Origin of the sequence: Citrobacter sp. Cf118 (assembly GCF_030334095.1) — a bacterium.
GTDB classification, from domain to species: Bacteria; Pseudomonadota; Gammaproteobacteria; order Enterobacterales; family Enterobacteriaceae; genus Citrobacter; species Citrobacter freundii.
In genome coordinates this window covers 551,022-565,380 of the sequence record NZ_JAOWES010000088.1, presented here as the reverse complement: position 1 = coordinate 565,380, position 14,359 = coordinate 551,022, and the positions used below count along the sequence as shown (strand labels likewise).

The following is a 14,359-nucleotide window of genomic DNA, read 5'->3' as shown; positions in this document are numbered from 1 at the left end:
TCATGCGGTTGGTCACAACAGGCGTGCGTCTGAGCTGCTGTCCAGGCTCAGGCGCACGCCACCCTACACAATTCCAATTACCAACCTTTATCCGATGGAGTACACATGAAGAAAATAAGTTTAACGAAGATGATCATATTAGGCCTGATACTCGGCATGATTGCCGGGGTGGTCATAAATAATATGGCCGCGGCTGAAACAGCAAAATCTTATGCAGCAGACATTTCCATTTTCACCACTATATTCTTACGTATGGTGAAAATGATTATCGCACCATTGGTTATTTCAACTCTGGTTGTGGGTATTGCCAAAATGGGCGATGCCAAAACGCTCGGACGTATATTTTCGAAAACCTTCTTCCTGTTTATTTGCGCGTCATTGCTGTCAATCGCGCTGGGTCTGGTTATCGTTAATATCTTCCAGCCAGGCGCAGGTATCAACTTTGTGCCACATGACGTCGGCGCTGTTGCCGCCGTTAAGTCAGAGCCATTCACGCTGAAAGTGTTCATCTCACACGCGGTACCGACCAGTATTGTCGATGCGATGGCGCGTAACGAAATTCTTCAGATCGTCGTGTTCTCAATCTTCCTTGGTTGCAGCCTCGCTGCGATTGGTGAAAAAGCCGACCCTATTGTGAAAGTGCTGGATTCACTGGTGCACGTGATGCTGAAGCTGACGGGTTACGTCATGCTGTTTGCGCCACTGACCGTTTTTGCCGCTATTTCAGGTCTGATTGCCGAACGTGGTCTGGGTGTGATGGTTAGCGCCGGGATCTTCATGGGTGAGTTCTACCTGACGCTGGGTATGCTGTGGGCGATCCTGATTGGCCTGTCTACTATGATCGTCGGGCCTTGCATCGCACGATTAACTAAATCAATCCTCGAACCCGCTCTGCTGGCCTTTACCACTTCAAGCTCTGAAGCCGCCTTCCCGGGTACGCTGGACAAGCTGGAAAAATTCGGCGTTTCCTCAAAAATTGCCAGCTTCGTTCTGCCTATCGGTTACTCCTTTAACCTGGTCGGCTCCATGGCCTACTGCTCCTTTGCCACCGTCTTTATTGCTCAGGCGTGCAACATCGAACTGAGCATGGGCGAGCAAATTACCATGTTGTTAATTCTGATGCTGACCTCTAAAGGGATGGCGGGTGTACCGCGTGCCTCGATGGTCGTTATCGCCGCCACACTGAACCAATTCAACATTCCGGAAGCGGGTTTGATCCTGCTGATGGGTGTCGATCCGTTCCTCGATATGGGTCGTTCCGCTACCAACGTCATGAGTAACGCCATGGGCGCTGCCATTGTGGGCCGTTGGGAAGGCGAACACTTCGGCCAGGGTTGCCGTGGAACTGCGCCTGTGAAGTCACCGGAACAGGAACGCCCGGTTACCGAAACGGAAGTCGCTTTGTCCTGATACTACGTTATTGCCGGATGGCGCTTGCGCTTATCCGGCCTACATAACGTTTAACTATCCGTAGGCCGGATTAGGCGGTACGCCGCCATCCGGCACCAAGATGAGCACACCAACAGGAATGCATAATGAATAAAACAATTCTCGGCGTGAGTCTCTTTTCTTTCAGTGTCTTGTTTAGCGCAACCACATTCGCGCAAACCACGCCCGACTACGCCAAGCTGATAGAACAGGCTCATCAGAAGTACAAAAGTAATAACGATGGAAAAGTCGCCGACTACATACCTGCTCTGGCGACCTATAGCCCGAAAAATTTTGCCATCACCATTGCGACGGTGGACGGCAAGATCTACCAGGTTGGCGATGTTAACAAACCTTTCCCAATGGAATCCCTGAGTAAAGTGTTCACCATGGCGCTCGCCATGGAGCAGCACGGTCCTCAGGTAGTGCTGGATAAACTTGGCGCCAATGCCACCGGCATGCCGTTCAACTCAGGTTTGGCCGTTGAACTGACCAAAGGCGCGCCTGAAAACCCACTGGTAAACGCCGGGGCCATGAGCACCGTTAGCCTGATTGAAGCCAAAGACAAAACCGATCGTTGGAACAAAATCCTCGACAACCTGAACGTCTGGGCCGATGCCACTCTCACCGTGAACGAACCGGTTTTCAAATCTGAAATGGAAACCAACCAGCACAATCAGGCGCTGGCCAAACTGATGGAATCCTATAACAGCTTCTATGGCAACACTGACGAAGCCGTTGAAATTTATACCCGCCAGTGCTCGGTGGATATCACCGTTGAGCAACTGGCCAAAATGGGTGCCGTACTGGCAAACAAAGGCAAATCTCCGTTCAACGGCAAACAGTTGCTGAATGAGAAATATGTTCCACAGGTACTGGCAGAAATGGCAATTGCCGGACTGTACGACGGCAGCGGTAAATGGCTATACACCGTTGGCATTCCGGCGAAAAGCGGCGTCGGCGGCGGCATGGTTGCCGTCGTCCCAGGCGAATATGCGATTGCGGTCTATTCTCCGCCGCTTGATGAAGCCGGAAACAGCGTTCGTGCCCAGAAAACTATCGAATATGTCGCCGAAGCGACAAAAGCCAACGTCTTTTTAGCCAAATAACTTTACGCCGGATGGCACATTGCTTATCCGGCAAACAATACGAAGAGGTGAGAAGTAAACATGTCTAAACCATTTGTCTGGCAGGAACTCTTTGTTCAGAGTAAAGATAGTACCGAATATGAATTACTGAGTAACCAGCACGTTACGGTAACGGAGTTAGACGGAGAGGAAGTTATCAAGGTTGCACCGGAAGCGTTAACCTTGTTAGCACAGCAGGCGTTTTATGAGGCTTCATTTTTCCTGCGCGCCGGACATTTAAAACAGATTGCCAGCATTTTGCACGATCCACAGGCCAGCGGTAACGATAAGTACGTCGCATTGCAGCTGCTGCGCAATGCAGAGGTTTCAGCTAAAGGTGTACTGCCTAACTGCCAGGACACCGGGACGGCAACCATTGTGGCCTGCAAAGGACAACATGTCTGGACAGGCGGCGATGACGCCGAAGCCTTAAGCAAAGGCGTGTATACCACCTTCACCGAAAACAATCTGCGCTACTCGCAAAATGCCCCGCTGGACATGTATACCGAGGTCAATACTCAGACAAACCTGCCGGCGCAAATTGACATCAGCGCCACGCCGGGTAATGAATATAAATTCCTGTTCGTTAACAAAGGTGGCGGTTCTGCCAATAAGGCGGCGTTATTCCAGGAAACCAAATCCATTCTGCAGCCGGAAAAGCTCACTGCGTTCCTGATCGAAAAAATGAAATCACTGGGTACAGCCGCTTGCCCGCCGTATCACATCGCTTTTGTGGTTGGGGGCTTATCCGCCGACCAGACGCTGAAAGTCGCCAAACTGGCTTCAACCAAATATTACGATAATCTGCCCACCAGCGGGAACGAGCTGGGCCAGGCGTTCCGTGATACGGCGCTGGAAGCCGAGTTGCTCAATGCCAGCCGTGAGTTTGGCATCGGGGCGCAGTTTGGCGGCAAATACTTTGCCCACGATATTCGCGTAATTCGCTTACCGCGCCACGGCGGCTCCTGCCCAATCGCGATGGCCCTCTCCTGCTCTGCCGACCGCAATATTAAAGCCAAAATTAATAAACACGGTATCTGGCTGGAAAAACTCGAGCATAATCCGGGCAAATTTATCCCCGATTCTCACCGGGTAGAAAACGGCGCCCAGACCGTACAACTGGATCTGAACCGTCCGCTGCGTGAGATCCTGCATGATCTCTCCGCCTTGCCCATTGGTACACGTCTGTCGTTAAGCGGCCCGATTGTTGTGGCTCGCGATATCGCTCACGCGAACATCAAAGCGCGACTGGATAACGGTGAACCGATGCCGGAATACATGAAAAAGCATATCGTTTACTATGCTGGTCCAGCCAAAACCCCGGAAAATCAGGCCTGTGGCTCAATGGGCCCCACCACCGGCGGGCGCATGGATGGGTATGTCGATGCTTTCCAGGCACAAGGCGGCAGCCTCATTATGCTCACCAAGGGTAACCGCAGCCAGCAGGTCACTGATGCCTGTCACAAACACGGTGGATTTAGCCTCGGCAGCATTGGCGGTGCCGCAGCCCTACTGGCGCAACAGTACGTGAAGAGTCTGCAGTGTCTTGAATATCCAGAACTGGGAATGGAAGCGGTGTGGATGATGGAAGTTAAAAATATGCCCGCCTTCGTATTAGTGGATGACAAAGGTAATAACTTCTTCAGCCAGTTCGAGCAGCAGCATCGCTGCGCAACCTGTCCGGCAGGGCATTAAGGAGTTTCCATGGAAGCGCGCGCCAATAACGACAGACACCGTCAGCGTCAGCAGAAGCTGAAAGAGCAGGTTGATACCCGCGTAGCGGCGGCAACGGAGAAGAAAGGGATCCTGATTGTCTTCACCGGCAACGGAAAAGGAAAATCCACCGCAGCCTTTGGCACGGCAACGCGCGCAGTGGGTCACGGAAAAACCGTTGGCATCGCGCAGTTTATTAAAGGTCAGTGGGATAATGGTGAGTACAACACACTGCAACCGCTCGGCGTCGAATTCCATATTATGGGTACCGGATTTACGTGGGAAACCCAAAATCGGCAAGCAGATATCGAGGCGGCAACAATTGTCTGGCAGGAAAGTAAGCGCATGCTGGCTGATGCGCATTACGATCTAGTGGTGCTGGATGAACTCACCTACATGCTGGCTTACCACTATCTGGATACGCAAGAGGTTATCAGCGCCATCGAAAATCGTCCTGCCGGTCAGAGCGTTATCGTCACAGGACGCGGATGCCATACGCTGTTACTGGAACTGGCCGATACGGTCAGTGAAATACGCCCGGTCAAACACGCGTTTGACCGCGGTATTCAGGCACAGATTGGGATCGACTGGTAGCCGTTCTTTTGCCGGATAACGATGCTAACGCGTCTTATCCGGCCTACCCATCGTTGTAGGCCTGATAAGGCATAAGCCACCCTCAGGCAGCCGATACTACGGACTTACTGAGCAACCAGTTGCGGAAAATCTGTAAATGCTCGGATTCCGATTTTTCTTCACGCCACGTCATAATAAATCGATTCCCGGTACGCATCGGAACATCGCAAGGAATGACCATATCGCCACTGTCCAGATCGTGCTGAATGGCAAAACGCGGGAGCAGCGCAACGCCCAGATTAGAGCGGACCGCCGCGATCAGCATCGATAACAAATCAAATCTCGGACCTTTATTCACCAACGGACTGCTGACATCTGAAAGCGCAAACCATTCCTGCCACCCTTTGATGCGCGTGCTTTGGTGCAATAGCGGGAATTCGTTTAGTAATTCGTTTACCGCCAGTTTTCGTTCCGGTTCGGCCAGCAAACAGCGACTGCATACCGGCAGAATCTCCTCTTCAAACAGGTACTCAACCCCTGACCATGGCGAATAAAAGTCTTCGCGCATGATTGCCGCGTCATACTCTCGATTGAGAAAATCACCAATATTCGCCAGGGAATGAATGTTCACGATAATATCAGGATTAAGTTTGTTAAATTCACGCAGGTTTGGGATCAGCCAGTGCGTGCTGAACGTCGGATTCACCGCCAGCTCAATAACCTGTACCGTCGGCTGCCAGGTCATTATCGTCGTCGTATCTCGTTCAAGCTTATTTAACGTTTCTTTAACGATGCTTAAATAGTGTTTGCCCGCCGCATTTAAAAAAATGCGTTTTTTGGCGTGATTAAATAGCGCGGTATTGAGAAAATCCTCCAGTGCATTTACCTGGCGGAAAACAGCACTTTGTGTTAAAGCCAGCTCTTCAGCTGCCCGGGTATAACTTTCGTGACGCGCAACCACTTCAAAAGTTACCAGCAACTCCGTCTTGGGTATTTTTCCTCTCATAACCTCTTCCATTTGCAGCGTACAAAAATAGTTTAATTTATAAAAAATAATTCAAGACACCCAGATAAGCATCGAGAGTTATATTTTATTTTATCCATTGATGTCATTGATCCAATCCATGATTTACTCACACTGATGACGGGTAAATATTAACCAATAATACTTAAGGGAAACAATAAACACAATTTAAATAAGGTTAAACTTAAGCAAATAGTGCCAATAAGTTCTTAATAATTTTTCAAGTCATCTTGTTTATTGCAGAAAAAACTTTGCGAGATTAATCAATATTATCAATGCGATAATTTTGGATAATTTCACGTTATAACTTACGGGCAAACGACTGCTTTTTATCATTCCTTGATGTAGTTTCTGCCTTTTTTTGTTAGACGTGATAAAGGACACAATGTGAAAACTTTCGGAAAGGTCTGGCTCGTTGGGGCAGGTCCCGGTGATATTTCATTACTTACCCTCAAAGCAATGATGTGCATTAAACAGGCTAATGTCATTATTTACGATCGGCTGGTCAATCCTAAAATTTTGGAATGGGCATTACCAGATTGCCTGCTTATCAATGTCGGCAAAAACCCAGGCTTCCATTGTGTACCCCAGGATGAAATCAATGCGCTGCTTGTCCAGTATGCCCAAACTCACAATAATATTGTACGCCTGAAAGGTGGCGATCCGTATGTTTTTGGACGCGGGGCTGAAGAAGTTGAGGATCTCGTCGAGACGGGCATCCCGTTTGAAGTGGTGCCGGGTATCAGCTCAACCATTGGAGGCCTGACCTATGCCGGGATTCCGGTAACACACCGCGATTTCGCCTCGGGATTTCACGTCGTGACCGGCCATACACGGGAGGGCAACCAACAGCAGGACTGGCGTCAACTGGCAAAACTGAATGGTACGCTGGTTATCGTCATGGGTATCGCCAATCTGGCGTTTATCTGTGAGGAATTATTGATGGGTGGAAAATCAGCAGATACGCCTGCAGCGCTAATTATGTCTGCCACCCGCGATAATCAACGCCGACTGACCTGTACGCTCGGTTCACTACTGAGCAAGGCGCAGGAAGCTAACATCCTTCCCCCTGCACTGATAGTGATTGGTGATGTGGTAACCCTGAGCGATCGGCTCTCTTTTATCCCTGAAGCCTTCAAGCTGCCAGAAAACCTTTACTGTGACAGTCTGGCATGACGAAAAGACTGGGGCGACGTTTGATGCGCCGCCCGGAAAACGCGGCAAAAGTAGCTGGTTTGTGCGTATTGGAGTTTCCGGGCAATGCTGTCTATGGAATGAACGGGATCGTGCAATAACTCCCCCGCTTTTTGCATTTTTTTCTGATTCACCCAGGTTTTAAAGTTAACGCCCTGCCGTTTCTTAAAAAAACGGCTGAAATAGTTTGCGCTTAAGCAGACGTGAGCTGCTACGGATTCCAGGGATAATTCACCATACAAATTCTCATCGATATAACGCAACGCTGCCAGTAGCTTTTTCTCGTGTCGGGAAGGTTCTGTAAAATAATGACGCATGTAACTGGTCGCTGGGATAACAATCTCATCAGATTGTTGTTCTGTCTCAAAATTATCAACAATAAAATTCAATAAATTTGCTGATGCCACCAGCGTATTATTATCGACTACCGCCACCTTACTCCATTCAGTTTTTATTTTTGGTTCATCCATCCATGAGTATTCATTATCAATAATGATAGTTTTATATTCCTGATATTTTGCCCGCACCTGCCCACAGAGCATAAAACCGTACAGATGCCCCTCGCGAATTAATGGCATAGAAAACAGACTTAGCCCCGCATGACAGCTGAGTATTCTGGGTTTAAGGTGTTTTAATCCTTCAAAAGCACAATACTTGTCACACTTTTGACAACTCACACCATAGCGTTCATCCGCCCGCATTAATGTGCAGAACGAATTAAAATTATGACAATCCGAGAGAATTTTTCCGGTAACATCAACCACGACGGTGGCTAATCCAGTCGCACTGGAAAATACCTTTGCTATTGAGAAAAAACATTGTAGGTAATCATCCTGAATTTTCAACGACACGGTATCCTCCGGCATTAATCAAATTAAAGCCGGTAATATGCAGAATTTAATCAAGAGAAAGAATGATGTTCACCGCAAAAAATAATCTTATTTATGCAGATGATTATGAGTAATTTGCAAGATTCAGATAACTAAAAATAAAAAAAGGCCATCATCAGATGGCCAACCATGTCGAAACGGGACCAGCCCTTGACTACGCAGAGAGTCAGGGCTGTTTTTTATTTATTACTTAATAACGGTTTTCAGCGCTTCGCCGATATCGGCCAGGCTACGAACAGTTTTCACGCCTGCAGCTTCCAGCGCAGCGAATTTCTCATCCGCCGTACCTTTCCCACCTGCGATGATCGCACCCGCGTGACCCATACGCTTACCTTTCGGCGCAGTCACACCCGCGATGTAACCCACAACCGGCTTGGTTACATGATCTTTAATGTATGCCGCCGCTTCTTCTTCAGCGCTACCGCCGATCTCACCGATCATGACGATCGCTTCAGTCTGCGGATCTTCCTGGAACAGCTTCAGGATGTCGATGAAGTTAGAACCTGGGATCGGGTCGCCACCAATGCCCACACAGGTGGACTGGCCGAAACCGTAGTCGGTAGTCTGCTTAACCGCTTCATAGGTCAGGGTACCTGAACGGGAAACGATACCCACTTTACCCGGCTTGTGAATGTGGCCCGGCATGATGCCGATTTTGCACTCGCCCGGGGTGATAACACCTGGGCAGTTCGGGCCGATCATGCGCACGCCAGCTTCATCCAGCTTCACTTTCACGGTCAGCATATCCAGCGTCGGGATGCCTTCGGTGATGGTGATAATCAGTTTGATACCAGCATCAATCGCTTCCAGTATGGAGTCTTTGCAGAACGGTGCCGGAACGTAGATAACGGTGGCGGTCGCGCCCGTCGCTTCTACGGCTTCACGTACGGTGTTGAACACCGGCAGGCCCAGGTGCGTGGTGCCGCCTTTACCTGGCGTTACGCCGCCAACCATCTGCGTACCGTAAGCAATCGCTTGTTCGGAGTGGAATGTCCCCTGGCTACCGGTGAAGCCCTGGCAGATAACCTTGGTATCTTTATTAATTAAAACTGACATTATTTCCCCTCCACTGCGGCAACAACCTGCTGAGCTGCATCCGTCAGACTTTTCGCTGCAATAATATTCAGGCCGCTATCAGCCAGTTTTTTCGCGCCGAGTTCAGCGTTGTTACCTTCCAGACGTACCACGACCGGAACGTTTACACCTACTTCTGCTACCGCGCCGATGATACCGTCAGCGATCAGGTCGCAACGTACGATACCGCCGAAGATGTTAACCAGTACGGCTTTAACATTGTCATCAGAAAGGATAATTTTGAACGCTTCGGTTACACGCTCTTTGGTCGCACCGCCACCAACGTCGAGAAAGTTTGCCGGTTCGCCGCCGTGCAGCTTAACGATGTCCATGGTGCCCATTGCCAGGCCCGCACCGTTAACCATGCAACCGATGTTGCCATCGAGCGCAACGTAGTTCAGTTCCCACTGCGCAGCCTGCGCTTCACGCGGATCTTCCTGAGACTGGTCGCGCATTTCGCGCAGGTCAGCCTGGCGGAACAGCGCGTTGCCGTCAGCGCCCAGTTTGCCGTCGAGGCAGATCAGGTCACCCTGTTTGGTGACAACCAACGGGTTGATTTCGATCAGCGCCAGGTCGCGCTCCAGGAAGATAGTCGCCAGACCCATGAAGATCTTGGTGAACTGCTGAACCTGTTTACCTTCCAGACCCAGTTTGAACGCCAGCTCACGTCCCTGGTAAGGCATCGGGCCTGCCAGCGGATCGAGCGCCACTTTGTGGATCAGGTGCGGGGTTTCTTCCGCTACTTTTTCGATTTCCACGCCGCCTTCGGTAGAGGCCATGAAGACCACGCGACGGGAGCTACGGTCAACAACTGCGCCGAGGTAAAGTTCTTTACCAATGTCGGTCGCGGCTTCAACCAGAATCTGATTAACCGGTTGGCCATGAGCGTCTGTCTGGTAAGTAACCAGACGTTTACCCAGCCAGTGTTCAGCAAAAGCGCGAATGTCTTCTTTGCTGTTCACAACCTTCACACCGCCCGCTTTACCGCGGCCACCAGCGTGAACCTGACATTTCACTACCCACGGGCCAGCGCCGATTTTTGAAGCGGCTTCTTCTGCTTCACGCGGAGTAGTACAGGCATAACCCACCGGTGCCGGTAAGCCATAGCGGGCAAAAAGTTGTTTTGCCTGATATTCATGTAAGTTCATGTGTTCTGTCCATCCTTCAGGTAATCGTTATCTTTTACCCGTAGGTCTGATAAACATCCAGACCTACGGGGCAGGTGATACTCTTATTAACTACACGTCCAGCAGCAGACGCGTTGGATCTTCCAGCAACTCTTTAATGGTTACCAGGAAGCCTACTGACTCACGACCATCGATCAGACGGTGGTCATAAGACAGCGCCAGATACATCATCGGCAGGATTTCAACCTTGCCGTCTACCGCCATCGGACGATCTTTGATGGCATGCATACCCAGGATGGCACTCTGCGGTGGGTTGATGATCGGCGTGGACATCAGGGAACCGAACACCCCACCGTTAGTGATGGTGAAGTTACCGCCCGTCAGATCTTCAACCGTCAACTTGCCGTCGCGACCTTTAACTGCCAGTTCTTTAATGTTCTTCTCGATGTCTGCCATACCCAGCAGATCCACATCACGCAGGACCGGCGTGACCAGGCCACGCGGCGTGGAGACCGCCATGCTGACATCAAAGTAGTTGTGATAAACCACGTCATCGCCGTCGATGGACGCGTTCACTTCCGGATAGCGTTTCAGCGCTTCAACAACCGCTTTCACGTAGAAAGACATAAAGCCCAGACGGATACCGTGGCGTTTCTCGAACGCATCACCGTATTGCTTACGCAGGTCCATGATTGGCTTCATGTTGACTTCGTTGAAGGTGGTCAGCATGGCGGTGGAATTTTTCGCTTCCAGCAGACGCTCGGCTACGCGTTTGCGCAGACGGGTCATCGGAACACGTTTTTCGCCACGCGCGCCCAGGTGCGCCTGTGGTGCAGGTGCTGCTGCCGGCGCTTTTGCTTCGGCTTTCGCAGCCGGAGCTTTCGCCAGATGTTTTTCAACATCTTCACGCGTGATACGACCGCCGACACCGGTGCCGTTGATAGCGCTGGCTTCGAGGTTATGCTCACCCAGCAGGCGACGGATCGCCGGGCTCAGGGCATCGTTGTTCTGCTCAGCAAGAGACGCCTGCTGGCGCTGTGCCGGAGTAGAATCTTTCTCTTCAGACTTAGCGCTGGTTTCTTTACCGGTGCTGTTGCCTTCACGCAGGCGACCAAGGATCTGGCGAGAAGTGACGGTTGTTCCTTCATCTTCCAGAACCGCATCAAGAATACCGTCCGCTGATGCCGGTACTTCCAGTACCACTTTGTCAGTTTCGATTTCTACCAGTACTTCATCACGACGTACTGCATCGCCCGGTTTTTTGTGCCAGGTTGCAACCGTTGCATCCGCTACGGATTCAGGCAGGTCGGGAACAAGAATATCTACGCTACTCATTATTTATCCTTTATTTAATCGACGTTCAGCGCGTCATTTACCAGATCTTGTTGCTGCTTCTGGTGAACGGACATATACCCTACTGCCGGAGAGGCAGAGGCCGGGCGACCTGCATAACGCAGAGCTGACCCAAATGGAATTACTTCACGGAAATGATGCTGGCTGCAGTACCATGCGCCCTGGTTGAGCGGCTCTTCCTGGCACCAGACAAAATCATGTACATGAGCAAACGGTTTCAGCGCTTCCTGCACCGCTTTATGCGGGAACGGATAGAGCTGTTCGATGCGCACAATGGCAACATCTTTTTGGTCGTTCTTGCGGCGTTGCTCCAGCAGGTCGTAATAAACCTTACCAGAACACATCACGACACGCTTCACGCCTTTCGGATCAAGTTCATCGACTTCGCCAATGGCTGGCAGGAAGGTGCCATTTGCCAGTTCGTCCAGCGTAGACACCGCCAGCGGATGACGCAGCAGCGACTTCGGTGACATCACCACCAGCGGACGGCGCATACCGCGCAGCGCCTGACGACGCAGCATGTGGTAGACCTGTGCCGGGGTAGACGGGACGCAAACCTGCATGTTTTGCTCAGCGCAAAGTTGCAGATAACGTTCCAGACGCGCGGAGGAGTGCTCCGGACCCTGACCTTCGTAGCCGTGCGGCAGCAGCATCACCAGACCGCACATACGGCCCCATTTCTGCTCGCCGGAAGAGATGAACTGGTCGATAACCACCTGCGCACCGTTGGCGAAGTCGCCGAACTGCGCTTCCCAGATGGTCAGCGTGCGCGGTTCTGCCGTGGCATAACCGTATTCAAACGCCAGTACCGCTTCTTCAGACAGTACGGAGTCCCATACGCGGAACGTGCCCTGACCGTTATGCACATGCTGCAGCGGCGTGTAGGTTGAACCGTTAGCCTGATTATGAATAACCGCGTGACGGTGGAAGAAGGTTCCGCGACCGGAGTCTTCACCCGACAGACGAACCGGAATGCCTTCGTCAACCAGCGTGGCGTAAGCCAGATTCTCTGCACCACCCCAGTCGAATAGCTTCTCGCCTGCGGCCATGGCCTGACGGTCGCCGTAAATTTTGGCAACACGCGACTGCATTTCAACGGCTTCAGGCACGGTGCTGATGCGTTTTGCCAGCTCCTGCAGACGCTTCATCTCAACCTTGTTCGGGTAGCTTTCGTCCCACTCGTGGTTGAGATACGGCGACCAGGTGAAGGAGTGCATGTTCATTGGACGCCACTCTTTCACCACGCACTCACCAGCATCCAGCGCATCACGGTACAGATTGACCATTTCGGTCGCATCTTCCAGCGTGGCGACTTTGTCCGCTTCCAGCTTGTCAGCGTAGATTTTACGCGGGGTCGGATGCTTTTTGATTTTCTGATACATCAGCGGCTGGGTTGCGCTCGGCTCGTCGGCTTCATTGTGGCCGTGACGGCGGTAGCACACCAGATCGATGAACACATCGCGTTTGAAGGTATTACGGAAGTCCAGCGCCAGACGCGTCACGAAAGCGACCGCTTCCGGGTCATCCGCGTTAACGTGGAAGATTGGCGCCTGAACCATCTTACCGATGTCGGTGCAGTACGGCGTAGAACGCGCATCCAACGGGTTAGAGGTAGTAAAGCCAACCTGGTTGTTAATGACGATACGCACGGTACCGCCCACTTCGTAACCACGCGCTTTCGACATGTTCAGGGTTTCCTGAACCACGCCCTGCCCGGTTACCGCCGCATCGCCGTGGATGGTGATTGGCAGGACTTTATTGCTGCTCGGCTCGTCCAGACGATCCAGGCGTGCACGTACGGAGCCGATAACCACCGGGCTAACGATTTCCAGGTGCGACGGGTTAAACGCCAGCGCCAGGTGTACCAGACCGCCTTCGGTTTCGATATCAGACGAGAAGCCCATGTGGTACTTCACGTCACCGGTGCCGAGGTGTTCTTTATGTTTGCCCGCAAATTCGTCGAACAGTTCCTGCGGGCGTTTGCCCAGTACGTTAACCAGAACGTTCAGACGACCACGGTGCGCCATACCCAGCACCACTTCACGGGTACCGCTGTTACCAGCGTGGCGGATCATCTCTTTGAGCATTGGGATTAACGCATCACCGCCTTCCAGCGAGAAGCGTTTCGCGCCCGGGAACTTAGCGCCCAGGTAGCGTTCCAGACCTTCTGCTGCGGTCAGTTCGCTCAGGAAGCGTTTCTTCTCTTCGCTACTGAATGCGGCACGGCCAGACTCGATACGCTGTTGAAGCCAGCGTTTTTCTTCGGTGCTGGTGATGTGCATATACTCGGCGCCAATTGGGCCGCAGTAAGTTTGTTTCAGCGCAACAACCAGGTCGCTCAACTTCATGGTGTCTTTGCCGCCGGCAAAAGAACCTACGTTAAAGCTTTCCTGGAAATCCGCATCGGTCAGATCGTGGAAAGACGGGTCCAGATCAGCCACATTTTCTTGCTGCCACAGTCCCAGCGGATCAAGATTCGCATGCTGATGACCGCGGAAACGGTAGGCGTTAATGAGCTGCAGGACTTTAACCTGCTTCACATTGGCATCAGGGTCGGAAATAGAAGAAGAGTAACGTGGGGTAATCAACGCCTGTCGACGGAAATAATCACGTGTTTTTGAGTGGAGTTGATCCGGTTTGACTCCGGTACCAGGTAACTGCTGGAACGTCGAACGCCAGTTAGCATCTACCGAGTCAGGGTCGGTTAAGAAGTCTTCATAGAGCTGTTCTATCCAGCTCTGGTTAGAACCAGAGAGGTAAGAAGAGTCCAACCAGGCTTTCAAAGCGCTGTTCTGCATCGTGATCCCTTAAGCATCTTTTCTGCTTATTTAATACTCTAAATAGATCGCGTTTCAG

At 51.4% G+C, this 14,359-nt stretch carries 11 protein-coding genes; 5 read left to right on the top strand and 6 right to left on the bottom strand.

Annotated elements, in window-relative coordinates; genetic code table 11:
• Positions 1 to 105: 105 nt before the first annotated feature.
• The 4 genes from OGX67_RS22785 (at position 106) to cobO (ending at position 4,862) form a co-directional block, all read left to right on the top strand.
• Positions 106 to 1,410: a dicarboxylate/amino acid:cation symporter gene (locus tag OGX67_RS22785; RefSeq protein WP_057064757.1), complete on the top strand. Its 1,305-nt coding sequence runs from the start codon at positions 106 to 108 to the stop codon at positions 1,408 to 1,410.
• A 125-nt stretch (positions 1,411 to 1,535) separates the two neighbouring features.
• Positions 1,536 to 2,537 carry a glutaminase A gene (gene glsA, locus OGX67_RS22780; protein ID WP_032942734.1) on the top strand — a complete coding sequence of 334 codons (1,002 nt, stop codon included), beginning with the start codon at positions 1,536 to 1,538 and terminating at the stop codon, positions 2,535 to 2,537.
• A gap of 60 nt (positions 2,538 to 2,597) precedes the next feature.
• Positions 2,598 to 4,250 carry a class I fumarate hydratase gene (locus OGX67_RS22775; RefSeq protein WP_003022941.1) on the top strand — a complete coding sequence of 551 codons (1,653 nt, stop codon included), beginning with the start codon at positions 2,598 to 2,600 and terminating at the stop codon, positions 4,248 to 4,250.
• Positions 4,251 to 4,259: 9 nt separating this feature from the next.
• Positions 4,260 to 4,862: a cob(I)yrinic acid a,c-diamide adenosyltransferase gene (gene cobO, locus OGX67_RS22770; RefSeq protein ID WP_044701041.1), complete on the top strand. Its 603-nt coding sequence runs from the start codon at positions 4,260 to 4,262 to the stop codon at positions 4,860 to 4,862.
• An 82-nt stretch (positions 4,863 to 4,944) separates the two neighbouring features.
• On the opposite strand, the gene OGX67_RS22765 is transcribed toward cobO, so the two are convergent.
• On the bottom strand, positions 4,945 to 5,847 hold the full coding sequence (locus OGX67_RS22765) for a LysR substrate-binding domain-containing protein (protein ID WP_003022936.1): 903 nt from the start codon (positions 5,845 to 5,847) through the stop codon (positions 4,945 to 4,947).
• A 405-nt stretch (positions 5,848 to 6,252) separates the two neighbouring features.
• Here OGX67_RS22765 and cobA point away from each other — a divergent pair, with 405 nt between their 5' ends.
• The gene (gene cobA, locus OGX67_RS22760; protein ID WP_057063311.1) at positions 6,253 to 7,041 is read left to right on the top strand and encodes a uroporphyrinogen-III C-methyltransferase; all 789 of its coding nucleotides are present in this window, start codon (positions 6,253 to 6,255) and stop codon (positions 7,039 to 7,041) included.
• Here the strand turns inward: cobA and OGX67_RS22755 are convergent.
• From OGX67_RS22755 to sucA, 5 genes are all read right to left on the bottom strand, one after another.
• Positions 7,020 to 7,910 (bottom strand): PocR ligand-binding domain-containing protein, encoded by an 891-nt coding sequence (locus tag OGX67_RS22755; RefSeq protein WP_257651729.1) that lies wholly within the window; start codon positions 7,908 to 7,910, stop codon positions 7,020 to 7,022. The two genes, cobA and OGX67_RS22755, sit on opposite strands and share 22 nt — an antisense overlap.
• A gap of 225 nt (positions 7,911 to 8,135) precedes the next feature.
• Positions 8,136 to 9,005 carry a succinate--CoA ligase subunit alpha gene (gene sucD / locus OGX67_RS22750; protein WP_003022929.1) on the bottom strand — a complete coding sequence of 290 codons (870 nt, stop codon included), beginning with the start codon at positions 9,003 to 9,005 and terminating at the stop codon, positions 8,136 to 8,138.
• A complete protein-coding gene (gene sucC / locus OGX67_RS22745; RefSeq protein ID WP_003022927.1) occupies positions 9,005 to 10,171 on the bottom strand; it encodes an ADP-forming succinate--CoA ligase subunit beta in 1,167 nt (388 codons plus the stop codon). Before sucC ends, sucD begins: the two co-directional genes overlap by 1 nt.
• 90 nt (positions 10,172 to 10,261) lie before the next feature.
• A complete protein-coding gene (gene odhB, locus OGX67_RS22740) occupies positions 10,262 to 11,485 on the bottom strand; it encodes a 2-oxoglutarate dehydrogenase complex dihydrolipoyllysine-residue succinyltransferase (protein WP_286527340.1) in 1,224 nt (407 codons plus the stop codon).
• A 14-nt stretch (positions 11,486 to 11,499) separates the two neighbouring features.
• Positions 11,500 to 14,301, bottom strand: coding sequence for a 2-oxoglutarate dehydrogenase E1 component (sucA, locus tag OGX67_RS22735; protein WP_003022923.1), 2,802 nt, complete (start codon positions 14,299 to 14,301; stop codon positions 11,500 to 11,502).
• Positions 14,302 to 14,359 lie beyond the last annotated feature (58 nt).

Coding starts and splice junctions, on each gene's coding strand:
- OGX67_RS22785 (WP_057064757.1), top strand. CDS start 106: ATGAAGAAAATAAGTTTAACGAAGATGATCATATTAGGCCTGATACTC.
- glsA (WP_032942734.1), top strand. CDS start 1,536: ATGAATAAAACAATTCTCGGCGTGAGTCTCTTTTCTTTCAGTGTCTTG.
- OGX67_RS22775 (WP_003022941.1), top strand. CDS start 2,598: ATGTCTAAACCATTTGTCTGGCAGGAACTCTTTGTTCAGAGTAAAGAT.
- cobO (WP_044701041.1), top strand. CDS start 4,260: ATGGAAGCGCGCGCCAATAACGACAGACACCGTCAGCGTCAGCAGAAG.
- OGX67_RS22765 (WP_003022936.1), bottom strand. CDS start 5,847: ATGAGAGGAAAAATACCCAAGACGGAGTTGCTGGTAACTTTTGAAGTG.
- sucD (WP_003022929.1), bottom strand. CDS start 9,005: ATGTCAGTTTTAATTAATAAAGATACCAAGGTTATCTGCCAGGGCTTC.
- sucC (WP_003022927.1), bottom strand. CDS start 10,171: ATGAACTTACATGAATATCAGGCAAAACAACTTTTTGCCCGCTATGGC.
- odhB (WP_286527340.1), bottom strand. CDS start 11,485: ATGAGTAGCGTAGATATTCTTGTTCCCGACCTGCCTGAATCCGTAGCG.
- sucA (WP_003022923.1), bottom strand. CDS start 14,301: ATGCAGAACAGCGCTTTGAAAGCCTGGTTGGACTCTTCTTACCTCTCT.